Here is a 12,793-nt window from a genome sequence, read left to right on the forward strand (position 1 = left end):
CGCCTTCCAGCGGGCCGGTTTTGTGGTGGGCGAGCCAGGTGTTGAAGCGGAGGGTGAGGGTTTCGGAGACAGCAAAGGCTTTGAATGTTTTAGCGTCCATCTCCAGCCATGGCTCGTCCTGTCTCTGTTCGTCACTGAGTGCAATCGAGGGTGCCTGCAACGGAGCGCCGACTGCGTAGGCTTCGGCGTACATATGCTGCAACGGAAGTTGCGACATAACATCCTGAGGGCCACCCAGCGACTTGCCCTGATCACCCGGCGGATACCCACCACCGACATCGGAGTGCATGCCGGGGTAGAGGTATTCGACCGTGTTAGTGCGGTAGGTCGAAGGGCAACTCGGGTCATCGGGGTCGTTCTTGCGCCGGATCGAGTCCACCGGGAAACAGGTGCGTTGCTCATGGGCGGCGACCAGATGCACGCAGCGCTCCAGAAACATCTCCGATGTCCGACAGGCGCATGGAGTCATCGGCCCACCCCATATGGCCCTCGGCGAACGGCATCGCGTAGGCCATGCCGGTGGAGGCCACGGTGTCGAACAGGCCCAGGAAGGCAATGCAGATCGGCAGGCCGGCAAACAGGTAACAGGTTTCACCCTCGATTTCGACTTGGGTCAGGCTCTCCAGCCAGGTGGCAAAGGCCCGGGCTTCGGCAGCGCCCCGGGAAAAGCCGTACACGTACAGGCGCAGGCCGATGATCCGCGGTTTGGTCTTGCGCACATGCACGAAGTCGACCTTTTTTTGCAGGGCCAGCAACGGCGCCTGTAAGGCCTCGCGCCGACGGCTGTCACCACTCTTGAGCAACGTCGCGCCGAGCATCTCTTCAGTGAACGAGGTGCCCATTTTTTGCACCAACTCGTAGGCAACGCCAGGATCCAGATACGGCTCGCCGCAAGCCCGGCCCACCGCATCCAGCAGGCGCGTAATGCCCCAATTGATCCGGTTCTCGCCGCCGACCGCGCCAATCAGCCCCAGGTCTTGTGGTTCGAACTCGCCGATTTCCTTGAACTCGGTGCCTACCCCTTGCATGTAATAACGATAGAAACCCATCTGGTTCGCCCGGCTCTGCTCTGTGCCTGAGTCGGCACCGACGCTGGCGTGGTAAAGCCGCGCGACGTTGCTGGTGCTCGGGGGTTGACCGAGTTTGTCCGAGGGCTCGTGGTTGTTGGTGCCGTCGAAGCACAGGGTGATGTTCAGCACATTGATGCACGGCGCACCGGCATACGTTTCACCCGCCGCCTTGGCGGCCCGTTTAGCCGCATAGGCCGCCAGCAGCTTGGGCCGATACTGTGTGCGGTAGTTAAGCGCCACATCCTCGGACGTGCGCGGCAGCAGCCCCTCTTTGGGGAACGGCGGGGTCGGCGTTAAAGGCGCCGGGGCCGGCCGTTGCGAGCCTGAATTCAAGGTAATGGACATTTGGCAGGGACTTCCATTTTGAGGGGGTAGTTGTAGGGGTGATCAGCCATGCCCAGATAGGTAGGGCCCGCAGAGATCTTTACCTGGTCGCAGGGCAGGAAATGCGCCGTGATTGCACCCAGCTTTTCATACGGTGCCACCTCCACGATGGCGCGATGCCGGGTGTTTTTAGACTCGTGTTCCTGCATTCGCTTGTTCCAAGCATCGCTGAACGGGCGCTCAGGCCAATTGCCGTAATCGTGTGGTTTCGGATCCTTCTCCCACTCCACCACCACGGTCAGGCCGGGATGCCACTGGCGCGGCATGCTCACGCAGCAGTTCTGGCTGCCGCCCCCGCCGTAAGGGCCGATGTTCGGCCCGCCGCCGCCGTTGACGATGAAGTAATTGATCGCCGCCGAGGTATGGCTGTACCCCTCGATGGGAATACCGAGGCGCTCGGGCAGTGATTTGCTGCAGGCTTGCAGCGCAAGGCAGGCGAGCGCAGCCGCCGCCCAAAGCGCTGGCCTTCGGCGTGGGGTGCCAGGTTTTAGGGGGCGGGACATACGGCAGGGACTTCCATTTTGAGGGGGTAGTTGTAGGGGTGATTGGGGCGCCCGTGGTAGCTGGGACTGGCGGCGACCTTGACTTGATCGCAAGGCAGAAAATGCACATTGACCAACCCGAGGTGCTCATACGGCGCCACCTCCACGACGGCGCGATGGCGGGTGTTGTTGAGCTTCTCTTTCTTCATTCGCGCGCGCCACGCATCAGTAAACGGGGGTTCAGGCCATTTGCCGTAGGCGTGCGGCGTCGGATCCTTCTCCCACTCCACCACCACGGTCAGGCCGGGATGCCACTGGCGCGGCATGCTCACGCAGCAGTTCTGCTTGCCGCCCCCGCCGTAAGGCCCGATGTTCGGGCCGCCGTTGCCGTTGACCATGAAGTAATTGATCGCCGCCGAGGTATGGCTGTACCCCTCGATAGGCGCACCCAATCGGTCGGGCAGGGATTGGCTGCAGGCTTGCAGCGCAAGGCAGGTCAGCAGGCAAAGCGCGAGCGGACGCCTCATGCCAAGCCGCCGTTCTGCGGCAGGTCTTCGGGCAAGTGTTGGGCCAGCCACTCGATCATAAATGCCCGGTGCTCCTCGCCCTCAAGGTGGAGGTCACTGGCGGCGAGGTGCCCCAAATACAGCAGGGATACCCGTTGTTCCTTGCCGACCCGGTAGTTTCGTTTCGACAGACCGTGGGTTTTCTCCCATTGCTCGGCTTCACTCCAGATGCACACGGACTCGACCTGATACGCGTCCATCATCAAGGGCGTACTGGGGCGGGTAAATTCGTGAAAGGGGAGGTAGTCGCCACCGATGATCTGCGCTTTGTGATCGNGATGATCTGCGCTTTGTGATCGCGGTCGGTCCAGTGCCAACTGATGACGGGCGCATGAAAGTCGCGAGCCGCGTCTTCGATAAACACGCCACTGATGTGCTTGAACAACCGGTTGTCGTAGTAACGCAGGATGCCGCTCTTGGCGCCTTTGTCCCAATGCGCCTGGGTGTAATAACGCAGGTGCTCGCTCAACGCGTCGAACGGCCAGGGGCTTAACAGCGACAGCACGCGGGACTGGCGTTCGAACGCCCTGACAAACGCGCCCAGCCAGTTCACCTGGGCCGTATGTGCCCAGAACACACGAACATGCACAGGGCCTTGTGCGGCCAGTGCGTGTTCAGGCGTGCCCTCAAGCAGTAGTGTGTGCAAGGGCGGCGGGTCGAGTTCGGCCAGCCGTTGCAGCAAGGGATAATCAAGCAACGTGGCGTTGATGATCATGTCGAGGTAGTCGAGGCTTGCTGCGTCTGCGTGTTGTTTCAGGTCGCGCAGACACGCGGGGATTTCAAAGCCCATGGCGGGCTGATGAGTCAGTTTCGGCATTCCGCTGCCCTGCCTTTTGTAAGGAAAGTTGTCCAAGGCATAGTCAGCGAAAGGTTTTTTATCGTCTGTAGGTCAAATCCGTTCGGTATTGCGGGAAAGGTCTGAAATGTTGACCCGCAAAAAAACCGCCGTTCGTGAGAACGGCGGTTTAGGGGGCATCAAGGCGTTATTTGGAGGAAATGGAAATAATAAAATGTGTACGGGCATTCGATAGCGATGCAACGTTGCACGAGTAAGGCGTGGTCGCTCCGCGGACTGTAGAAAATTTCTATCAGTTACAGCTAGCTTGATGGGAGCATTACTGGCTTTACCCCCGCCGCGCATTCTCAACAGAAATCTGGTCATTCAGCGTCCAGAAGTCATACAACACGCCCAGCAGAAAAAATCCGCCGGTGAATAGATAGATGATCCCGGTGATCCATTTGCCTTGATACATCCGGTGCACGCCGAACACGCCAAGAAATGTCAGCAGGATCCAGGCGATGCTGTAATCAATGGAACCTGCGTTGAAGCGCAAATCTGCCTCGCGATCCATGCTTGGGATCAAAAATAGGTCGATCAGCCAACCGATACCCAGCAGACCCAATGTGAAAAACCAGATCGTACCGGTCACTGGCTTGCCGTAATAAAAGCGATGCGATCCGGTAAAACCGACAATCCATAGCAGATAGCCGAGAATTTTGCTGTGGGTGTCCTGAGGTTGGACGTCCTGACGATAGCTGTTCATTCACTGCCTCTTTTAAGCTGATAGAAAAAAATATCCGTAAATTTTGTGACTTTAATGTGGCGCTCCGACGTATGGCAAAAACCTTAAAAGCCTGGCGCAAGCCCTTGTAATTAAGGGCTTTGCCAAAATCCATGTGACACATTACCGCAATAATGGGCACATTCGTTCCGCATTTGTTTCGACCAGCGGGGTCAGAACGACGCAAAAAGCTGTTATAAAGTTGCGCGCTGACCAATAAGAGCCCTGCCTAATGCGTCCAATTTTCAAGACATGGCTAACTATTTGCCTACTTATGCCGCTGGCCGCCCACGCCACCAACCGTGAGCAACAGTTACCGCCAAGCTTCAACGGTTTCACCGCAAAATCCCATTCTTCACCAACACCCGCTTTCACCGCAGCCACCGCTTCTATCGAACCAAAAGCTCCAACCCGGACAAGTCACCGTCCCGCTCACGAAAAATCCCTGAGCAAAACCGCAGCCAAAACCAAGAACAAAGGCAAAACCGGCACCGTCGCACAAATGCCAGTCAAGCAGAGCAGCGCCGTATTGAGCCGTGCAGTTAATGTGCTGGGTACTCCTTATCGTTGGGGCGGTAGCAGCCCAAGTAAAGGGTTCGATTGCAGCGGGCTGGTCAAATACGCCTTCCGCGACGTGAACGAAGCCGATTTACCGCGCACCTCGAATGCCATGGCCGCAGGTCACGGGCAGAAAGTTGAACGCAAGGATCTGAAGCCGGGCGATTTGCTGTTCTTCACGATAAAGAGCAGCAAGGTCAATCATGTTGCCATTTACCTGGGCAATGACCGCTTTATCCATGCCCCGCGCCGCGGTAAAGCAGTGTCTATCGACACCCTGAAGAAGCCTTATTGGGACGACCACTACGTGCTCGCCAAGCGGGTTCTGCCAAAGAACGATCCCGTCCTGCGCATCTCTCAGCGTTGACGGTATAGCCTGCATTAGCGCAGGCAATGCGCCGGAGTGTCCTTCGGCGCATCCTTCCCTCCCCCGCAAATACCTCGCGCTTAGAAGTTATCTGGTGTCTTGGCCTTCTCTCGAGCACCTTCGCGGGTGATCAGGCCTTTGCTCACCAGCTCTTTCAAGCTCATGTCCAGCGTCTGCATGCCCAACGAACCACCCGTCTGGATCGATGAGTACATCTGCGCGACCTTGTCCTCGCGAATAAGGTTACGGATCGCCGGTGTACCGATCATGATTTCGTGTGCGGCGACCCGCCCGCCACCGACTTTCTTGACCAGCGTTTGCGAAATAACGGCCTGCAACGACTCGGACAGCATCGAGCGCACCATCGATTTCTCTTGCGCAGGGAACACATCGACAACCCGGTCGATGGTTTTCGCAGCCGACGTGGTGTGCAGCGTGCCGAACACCAAATGCCCGGTCTCAGCAGCGGTCAGCGCCAGGCGGATGGTTTCAAGGTCACGCATTTCACCCACCAGAATGATGTCCGGGTCTTCCCGCAGGGCCGAACGCAAGGCCTCGGCGAAACCCAGTGTGTCGCGATGGACTTCACGCTGGTTGACCAGGCACTTCTTCGACTCGTGGACGAACTCGATCGGGTCTTCAATCGTCAGAATGTGGTGATGCTTGTTGCTGTTCAGGTAATCGATCATCGCCGCCAGGGTGGTGGACTTCCCTGAACCGGTTGGGCCGGTGACCAATACCAGACCGCGCGGCACGTCGGTAATTTTGCGAAACACTTCTCCCATGCCGAGATCGTCCATGGTCAGGACTTTAGACGGAATGGTCCGAAATACCGCACCGGCACCCCGGTTCTGGTTGAAGGCGTTCACCCGGAACCGCGCAATACCGGGCACTTCGAAGGAAAAGTCAGTCTCCAAAAACTCCTCGAAGTCCTTGCGCTGCTTGTCGTTCATGATGTCGTAGATCAGTTCCTGAACCTGTTTATGGTCCAGTGCTGGCAGGTTGATCCGCCGTACATCGCCATCGACTCGAATCATCGGTGGCAGCCCGGCGGAGAGATGCAAGTCCGACGCGCCCTGCTTGGCACTGAAAGCCAGCAGCTCGGTAATATCCATAGGGCTCCCCAATCACATAGAATGCCGCAGACTTTAGCCCTGCTGGCGCAAATCAATGTCCACGATAGCAGACAACGTTTCCCAAGTTGATGAGCGAATTCGCGCAGCAGCCCTTGCGGCGCAACGCGACCCATCGACCATCGGCTTGCTGGCCGTAAGCAAGACCAAACCTGCCGCTGCCTTGCGCGAGGCGTTCGCCGCCGGACTGCGTGACTTTGGCGAAAACTACTTGCAGGAAGCCTTGAGCAAACAGCTTGAATTAGCTGACCTGCCCTTGTGTTGGCATTTCATCGGCCCCATTCAGTCAAACAAGACTCGCGCTATCGCCGAGCACTTTGCTTGGGTGCACTCTGTGGATCGCTTGAAAATCGCTCAACGTCTGTCAGAACAACGCCCCGCCGAGCTGCCGCCGCTCAACATCTGCATTCAGGTCAACGTCAGTGGCGAAGCGAGCAAGTCTGGTTGCACACCGGACGACCTGCCCGCCTTGGCCGCCGCCATCAGCGCATTGCCGCGTTTGACGTTGCGCGGGCTGATGGCTATTCCCGAACCCACCGAAGACAGCGCCGAACAAAACGCTGCTTTTGCGACGGTACGCCGCCTGCAAGACAGCCTGCACCTGCCGCTGGATACACTGTCCATGGGCATGAGCCACGACCTGGAAGCCGCCATTGCACAAGGCGCGACCTGGGTTCGAATCGGAACGGCTCTTTTTGGTGCCCGCGATTACGGCCAGCCATAAATCCATTTTGCTAACAGGAACTCAGTCATGAGCAACACTCGCATTGCCTTTATCGGTGCCGGAAACATGGCCACCAGCCTGATCGGCGGGTTGCGCGCCCAAGGCGTGGACGCGGCGCTGATTCGTGCCAGCGATCCCGGCGCAGAGCAGCGCGCCAAAGTCGCCGCCGAGCATGGCATTGAGCTGTTCGCCGACAACGCCCAAGCCATCGAAGGCGCGGACGTCGTGCTGATCGCGGTAAAGCCACAAATGATGAAGGCCGTGTGCGAAGCATTGCGCCCGAGCCTCAAGCCCAATCAACTGGTCGTGTCCATCGCCGCCGGTATCACCTGCGCCAGCATGAACACCTGGCTGGGCGAACACCCGATCGTGCGCTGCATGCCCAACACCCCGGCACTCCTGCGCCAGGGCGTCAGCGGCCTGTACGCCACCGCCCGTGTTTCCAGCGAACAACGCCAGCAGGCCGGGCAACTCCTGTCGGCCGTCGGCATTGTGCTGTGGCTGGACGATGAAAAGCAGCTGGACGCGGTCACCGCAGTGTCCGGCAGTGGTCCGGCGTATTTTTTCCTGTTGATCGAAGCCATGACCGCCGCAGGCGAAAAACTCGGCCTGCCGCGCGAGACCGCAGCCCAACTGACCCTGCAGACCGCCTTGGGCGCTGCACTGATGGCCACTGGCAGCGATGTTGATGCCGCCGAGCTGCGCCGCCGTGTAACCTCCCCTGCGGGCACCACGGAAGCCGCTATCAAATCTTTCCAGGCTGGCGGCTTCGAAGCCCTGGTCGAAACAGCACTCACTGCTGCCGCGCATCGTTCGGCAGAAATGGCCGAACAGCTGGGCCAGTAACTTTTTAGGCCATTGAGGAGCACACCGATGATCGGACTGAGCACCGCTGCAATTTATGTTCTGCAAACCGTCGGCAGCTTGTACCTGCTGATCATCCTGCTGCGCTTCGTGCTGCAACTGGTTCGGGCAGACTTCTACAACCCTCTGAGCCAGTTCGCCGTGCGCGCCACCCAGCCGCTGCTCAAACCACTGCGGCGGATCATTCCGAGCATGTTCGGACTGGACATGTCCTCGCTGGTTCTGGCAATCATCGTGCAGTTTTTGCTGTTCGCCCTGATCTTTCTGCTGGCTGTAGGGTACATAAACAACCCGCTGCTGCTGCTGGTCTGGTCGCTGATTGCGGTCACCTCACTGTTCCTGAAGATTTTCTTCTACGCCCTGATCATCAGCGTGATCCTGTCCTGGGTCGCACCGGGCAGCCATAACCCTGGCGCAGAACTGGTCAATCAGATCTGCGAGCCTGCTCTGGCGCCGTTCCGCAAGATTCTGCCGAACCTGGGCGGTCTGGATATTTCGCCGATCCTGGCGTTCATGGCACTCAAGCTGCTGGACATGCTGGTGATCAACAACCTCGCCGCCATGACCTATATGCCTGAAGCCCTGCGCCTGCTGATCTAAGCCTCACTCCGCCATATGCAGGCACCGGCAAGTCCGGTGTTTGCTTGCTGCTAAAGGCCGCGGTCTTTAGACTTACGCCTCATTTATGCGAGAGCAGGGTCGATGCCCACGGTCTTTCCCCACGATTCTGTTGGTCTGGTCACGCCGCAGCTGGTGCATTTCAGCGAGCCGCTGGCGTTGGCCTGCGGTCGTTCGCTGCCTGCCTACGACCTGATTTACGAAACCTACGGCGAGCTCAACGCTGCCCGTAGCAACGCCGTGCTGATCTGCCATGCACTCTCCGGGCACCATCATGCGGCCGGCTTCCATAGCGTCGATGAGCGCAAGCCCGGCTGGTGGGACAGCTGCATCGGCCCCGGCAAGCCTATCGACACCAACACATTCTTTGTCGTCAGCCTGAACAACCTTGGCGGCTGCAATGGCTCGACTGGCCCCAGCAGCATCAATCCCGAGACTGGCAAGCCTTTCGGCGCCGATTTCCCGGTATTGACCGTGGAAGACTGGGTCAACAGTCAGGCACGCCTGGCCGACACCCTCGGCATCCAGCAATGGGCGGCCGTGGTCGGTGGCAGCCTGGGCGGCATGCAGGCGTTGCAGTGGACCATCAGCTACCCGGACCGCGTCCGCCACTGCCTGGCCATCGCATCGGCGCCCAAATTGTCGGCGCAGAACATCGCCTTCAACGAAGTGGCGCGGCAGGCCATCCTGTCCGACCCGGACTTCCATGGCGGTTACTTCCAGGAATACGGTGTGATCCCCAAGCGCGGCCTGATGCTGGCGCGCATGGTCGGGCACATCACGTACCTGTCCGATGACTCCATGGGCGAGAAATTCGGTCGTGGCCTGAAGAGCGAAAAACTCAACTACGACTTCCACAGCGTCGAGTTCCAGGTTGAAAGCTACCTGCGCTATCAGGGCGAAGAGTTCTCCGGGCGCTTCGATGCCAACACCTACCTGCTGATGACCAAGGCACTGGACTACTTCGACCCGGCCGCCAATCACGGCGACAACCTGGCACTGACCTTTGCCGGGGCCAAGGCTGATTTCTGCGTGATCTCCTTCACCACCGACTGGCGCTTCTCACCGGCCCGTTCGAGAGAGCTGGTGGATGCGTTGATGGCGGCGAAAAAGAACGTCTGCTACCTGGAAATCGATGCTCCGCAAGGCCATGACGCCTTTCTGATTCCGATCCCGCGCTACTTGCAGGCCTTCACCAGCTACATGAACCGAATTGCACTCTGAGGACACCATGAGAGCCGACCTGGAAATTATCCAAGACTGGATCCCTGCCGGCAGCCGGGTGCTCGACCTCGGTTGCGGCGATGGCGAACTGCTGGCCTGGCTGCGCGATAACAAGCAAGTCACGGGTTACGGCCTGGAAAACGACGCCGACAACATCGCTCACTGCGTCGCCAAGGGCGTTAACGTCATTGAGCAGGATCTGGACAAAGGCCTGGGCAATTTCGCCAGCAACAGCTTCGATGTCGTGGTCATGACCCAGGCCCTGCAAGCCGTGCACTACCCCGACCGGATTCTCGACGAGATGCTGCGGGTCGGTCGTCAGTGCATCATCACCTTCCCCAACTTCGGTCACTGGCGCTGCCGTTGGTACTTGGCCAGCAAGGGCCGGATGCCGGTGTCCGACTTTCTGCCGTATACCTGGTACAACACGCCGAACATCCACTTCTGTACGTTCGGCGACTTCGAAGAGCTGTGCCGTGGCCGCAAAGCGCGCGTCATCAACCGGCTGGCCGTCGATCAACAACATCGACATGGCTGGGCCAGCAAGCTATGGCCTAATCTGTTAGGAGAGATCGGGATCTACCGCGTCAGTAGCCCTGGCCTGCAAGATCACCAGATCGCGATTTGAACCACTGCCCAAGGAGAACGATCATGCGTCGCTTAGCTCTGTTCCTATGTGCTCTATGCCTGGCCCTGCCGGCCATGGCCGCTGATTACGCCAAGCCCGAACGCCTGGAAAAATTTGGCGATGTGACGGTGCACTACAGTGCCTTCACGTCCAGCTTCCTGCAGCCTGACATTGCCAAGGCCACCGGCCTCGTGCGCAGCAAGAATCAGGGCGTCATGAACATCGCCGTGCTCAAGGCCGACAAGCCCAGCGCAGCCAGCGTCACCGGCACGGTCAAAGACCTGACCGGTCGCAGCACCACCCTGACGTTCAAGCAAATCACCGATCAAGGCGCCGTGTACTACATCGCGCAATTCCCGATCGTGCAGCAAGAAACCCTTACTTTTACTATCAATGTTCAGGCTGGTGGCGCGACCAACAGCTTCAGCTTTAACCAGGAACTGTTTCCAGGCGAATGATGACGTTCACGCAACTTGTTCTGGCCAGCCATAACGCTGGCAAGCTGAAAGAACTCCAGGCCATGCTTGGTGACTCCGTGCACCTGCGCTCCATCGGTGAGTTCAGCCGTGTCGAGCCGGAAGAGACCGGCCTGTCATTCGTCGAGAACGCGATCCTCAAGGCGCGCAATGCCGCCCGGATTTCCGGACTGCCGGCGCTGGCCGACGACTCCGGGCTGGCCGTGGACTTTCTTGGCGGTGCGCCAGGCATTTATTCGGCTCGGTACGCCGATGGCCAGGGCGATGCGGCGAACAACGCCAAGCTGCTGGAGGCGTTGAAAGATGTACCCGCCGACCAGCGTGGCGCGCAATTCGTCTGTGTTCTGGCGCTGGTGCGGCACGCAGACGATCCGCTGCCGATCATCTGCGAAGGCCTGTGGCACGGGCGCATCCTGAGCGCTGCAAGCGGTGAACACGGTTTCGGCTACGACCCGTTGTTCTGGGTGCCCGAACGCGATTGTTCAAGCGCAGAGCTCAGCCCCGTAGAAAAAAACCAGCTCAGCCACCGCGCCCGCGCCATGACGTTGCTGCGTCAGCGCTTGAGCCTGCAATGACACCGGACACGCCTATACAACCGCTGTTTCTGGGTGAGACCGGTTTTTCCTCGGCCGCCCCTTCCACCCAAAGCCCCAGGGCAGGCCTGCCGCACCTGCCGCCCTTGGCGCTGTACATCCATATCCCGTGGTGCGTGCGCAAATGCCCGTATTGCGACTTCAACTCGCACACGGCCAGCCCGGTCCTGCCCGAGCAGGAATACGTCGACGCGTTGCTGGCGGATCTTGATCAGGACCTGCCGCACGTTCATGGCCGCGAGCTGAGCTCGATTTTCTTCGGCGGCGGCACGCCCAGCCTGTTCAGCGCCAACGCGCTGGGGCGTCTGCTCAAGGGCGTGGAGCAGCGCATCCGTTTTGCCAGTGACATCGAAATCACCCTTGAAGCCAACCCTGGTACGTTTGAACAAGCCAAATTCAGCGCGTATCGCGGGCTTGGCATCAATCGGCTGTCGATTGGCATTCAGAGTTTCCAGGAAGAGAAGCTCAAGGCGCTGGGTCGCATCCACAATGGCGACGAAGCGATTCGTGCAGCCGACATGGCGCGCCAGGCTGGTTTTGACAACTTCAACCTGGACTTGATGCACGGTTTGCCGGATCAGTCGCAGGAAGACGCACTGGGTGATTTGCGCCAGGCCATCGCGTTAGCGCCGACGCATCTGTCGTGGTACCAACTGACGCTGGAACCGAACACGGTGTTCTGGAACCAGCCGCCAACCCTGCCGGAGGACGACATCCTGTGGGACATTCAAGAGGCCGGACAGGCGTTGCTCGCAGAGCACGGTTACGCGCAATACGAAGTGTCGGCCTACGCCCAACCCGGCAGGCCTGCACGGCATAACCTCAATTACTGGAGGTTCGGCGACTTCATCGGCATCGGTGCCGGCGCGCATGGCAAGCTCAGCCATCCCGACGGGCGCATCGTGCGCACCTGGAAAACCCGCCTGCCCAAGGATTATCTGAACCCGAACAAGGCGTTCAAGGCCGGCGAGAAGCTGCTCAGCAACGAAGACATGCCCTTCGAATTCCTGATGAATGCCCTGCGCCTGACAAATGGCGTCGACGCGGAGCTATTTCGCGAGCGCACCGGTCTAAGCCTCGACACCCTGGCCAGCGCCCGGCAACAGGCCGAACAGCGCGGCCTTCTGGACACTGATCCGACACGTCTGGTCGCCAGCGCCCGAGGGCAATTGTTCCTCAATGACTTGCTGCACTATTTTTTGACCTAAGGACTTTGCATGGACTTTGTACTCGACCTGCTCGCGACCGTCTCGCGCTGGAGCCGCAGCAACCTTTCCGAAATCGCCCTGGCGTTGGTCGGTTGTCTATTGGTGTTGTTTGGGGCCGACATCAAAGGCTGGCTGGAAGGTCGTATCGGTGGCCTGGCGGGTGCGTTGCGCATACCGGTCATGGCCCTGCTGTGCACAATCGGCAGCGGCGCGGCACTGATCTACGCCACCCCGTGGGTTATCCGCGGGCTGAGCCAGTTCAACAACTACAGCCTTGCGCCCGTGCTGCTGGTGGTGTTGGTCTTGATTGGGGTTGTAGCGGATCGCCGCTAAAGA

18 protein-coding genes are annotated in these 12,793 nt (G+C 59.3%); 10 read left to right on the top strand and 8 right to left on the bottom strand.

The window, feature by feature from the left end; translation table 11 throughout:
- The 7 genes from K0F75_RS25795 to K0F75_RS15845 form a co-directional block, all read right to left on the bottom strand.
- The coding region (locus K0F75_RS25795; RefSeq protein WP_257604403.1) for a DUF2235 domain-containing protein at positions 1–421 on the bottom strand (421 nt) is incomplete at its 3' end.
- Positions 399–1,415: a DUF2235 domain-containing protein gene (locus tag K0F75_RS15820; protein WP_257604404.1), complete on the bottom strand. Its 1,017-nt coding sequence runs from the start codon at positions 1,413–1,415 to the stop codon at positions 399–401. The genes K0F75_RS15820 and K0F75_RS25795, both read right to left, overlap by 23 nt.
- Complete coding sequence (locus tag K0F75_RS15825; protein WP_219062829.1) at positions 1,400–1,957, bottom strand: DUF3304 domain-containing protein; 558 nt, start codon at positions 1,955–1,957, stop codon at positions 1,400–1,402. The genes K0F75_RS15820 and K0F75_RS15825 overlap by 16 nt, the downstream gene beginning before the upstream one ends.
- On the bottom strand, positions 1,942–2,463 hold the full coding sequence (locus K0F75_RS15830; protein WP_219062830.1) for a DUF3304 domain-containing protein: 522 nt from the start codon (positions 2,461–2,463) through the stop codon (positions 1,942–1,944). The genes K0F75_RS15825 and K0F75_RS15830 overlap by 16 nt, the downstream gene beginning before the upstream one ends.
- Positions 2,460–2,705 (bottom strand): hypothetical protein, encoded by a 246-nt coding sequence (locus K0F75_RS15835; RefSeq protein WP_219062831.1) that lies wholly within the window; start codon positions 2,703–2,705, stop codon positions 2,460–2,462. Before K0F75_RS15835 ends, K0F75_RS15830 begins: the two co-directional genes overlap by 4 nt.
- On the bottom strand, positions 2,705–3,319 hold the full coding sequence (locus K0F75_RS15840; RefSeq protein ID WP_219062833.1) for a DUF4123 domain-containing protein: 615 nt from the start codon (positions 3,317–3,319) through the stop codon (positions 2,705–2,707). Before K0F75_RS15840 ends, K0F75_RS15835 begins: the two co-directional genes overlap by 1 nt.
- Positions 3,320–3,626: 307 nt before the next feature.
- Positions 3,627–4,046 (bottom strand): TM2 domain-containing protein, encoded by a 420-nt coding sequence (locus K0F75_RS15845; protein WP_219062834.1) that lies wholly within the window; start codon positions 4,044–4,046, stop codon positions 3,627–3,629.
- 250 nt (positions 4,047–4,296) lie between these two features.
- Between K0F75_RS15845 and K0F75_RS15850 the strand changes: the two genes are divergently transcribed.
- Entirely contained in the window at positions 4,297–4,989 is a 693-nt protein-coding gene (locus K0F75_RS15850) for a C40 family peptidase (protein WP_219062835.1), read from the top strand.
- Between the two features lie 80 nt (positions 4,990–5,069).
- Here the strand turns inward: K0F75_RS15850 and K0F75_RS15855 are convergent, their stop codons facing one another.
- Complete coding sequence (locus K0F75_RS15855) at positions 5,070–6,104, bottom strand: type IV pilus twitching motility protein PilT (RefSeq protein WP_219062836.1); 1,035 nt, start codon at positions 6,102–6,104, stop codon at positions 5,070–5,072.
- Between the two features lie 55 nt (positions 6,105–6,159).
- On the opposite strand from K0F75_RS15855, the gene K0F75_RS15860 reads away from it, so the two are divergent.
- From K0F75_RS15860 to K0F75_RS15900, 9 genes are all read left to right on the top strand, one after another.
- Positions 6,160–6,846 carry a YggS family pyridoxal phosphate-dependent enzyme gene (locus K0F75_RS15860; protein ID WP_219062838.1) on the top strand — a complete coding sequence of 229 codons (687 nt, stop codon included), beginning with the start codon at positions 6,160–6,162 and terminating at the stop codon, positions 6,844–6,846.
- A 27-nt stretch (positions 6,847–6,873) separates the two neighbouring features.
- Positions 6,874–7,692: a pyrroline-5-carboxylate reductase gene (proC, locus tag K0F75_RS15865; protein WP_219062839.1), complete on the top strand. Its 819-nt coding sequence runs from the start codon at positions 6,874–6,876 to the stop codon at positions 7,690–7,692.
- A gap of 27 nt (positions 7,693–7,719) precedes the next feature.
- Positions 7,720–8,310, top strand: a complete 591-nt coding sequence (locus K0F75_RS15870) for a YggT family protein (protein ID WP_219062840.1) — start codon at positions 7,720–7,722, stop codon at positions 8,308–8,310.
- A 102-nt stretch (positions 8,311–8,412) separates the two neighbouring features.
- Entirely contained in the window at positions 8,413–9,552 is a 1,140-nt protein-coding gene (locus K0F75_RS15875) for a homoserine O-acetyltransferase (RefSeq protein ID WP_219062841.1), read from the top strand.
- 7 nt (positions 9,553–9,559) lie between these two features.
- On the top strand, positions 9,560–10,180 hold the full coding sequence (metW, locus tag K0F75_RS15880; protein ID WP_219062843.1) for a methionine biosynthesis protein MetW: 621 nt from the start codon (positions 9,560–9,562) through the stop codon (positions 10,178–10,180).
- Positions 10,181–10,203: 23 nt separating this feature from the next.
- Positions 10,204–10,638 (top strand): DUF4426 domain-containing protein, encoded by a 435-nt coding sequence (locus K0F75_RS15885; RefSeq protein WP_219062844.1) that lies wholly within the window; start codon positions 10,204–10,206, stop codon positions 10,636–10,638.
- A complete protein-coding gene (gene rdgB, locus K0F75_RS15890; protein ID WP_219062846.1) occupies positions 10,635–11,231 on the top strand; it encodes an RdgB/HAM1 family non-canonical purine NTP pyrophosphatase in 597 nt (198 codons plus the stop codon). Before K0F75_RS15885 ends, rdgB begins: the two co-directional genes overlap by 4 nt.
- Positions 11,228–12,457: a radical SAM family heme chaperone HemW gene (gene hemW, locus K0F75_RS15895; RefSeq protein WP_219062848.1), complete on the top strand. Its 1,230-nt coding sequence runs from the start codon at positions 11,228–11,230 to the stop codon at positions 12,455–12,457. Before rdgB ends, hemW begins: the two co-directional genes overlap by 4 nt.
- A 9-nt stretch (positions 12,458–12,466) precedes the next feature.
- On the top strand, positions 12,467–12,790 hold the full coding sequence (locus K0F75_RS15900) for a DUF3392 domain-containing protein (RefSeq protein ID WP_219062849.1): 324 nt from the start codon (positions 12,467–12,469) through the stop codon (positions 12,788–12,790).
- The last annotated feature ends 3 nt before the right edge of the window (positions 12,791–12,793 follow it).

The sequence above is a fragment of the Pseudomonas sp. UMAB-08 genome, assembly GCF_900095225.1.
Taxonomy (GTDB): Bacteria; Pseudomonadota; Gammaproteobacteria; order Pseudomonadales; family Pseudomonadaceae; genus Aquipseudomonas.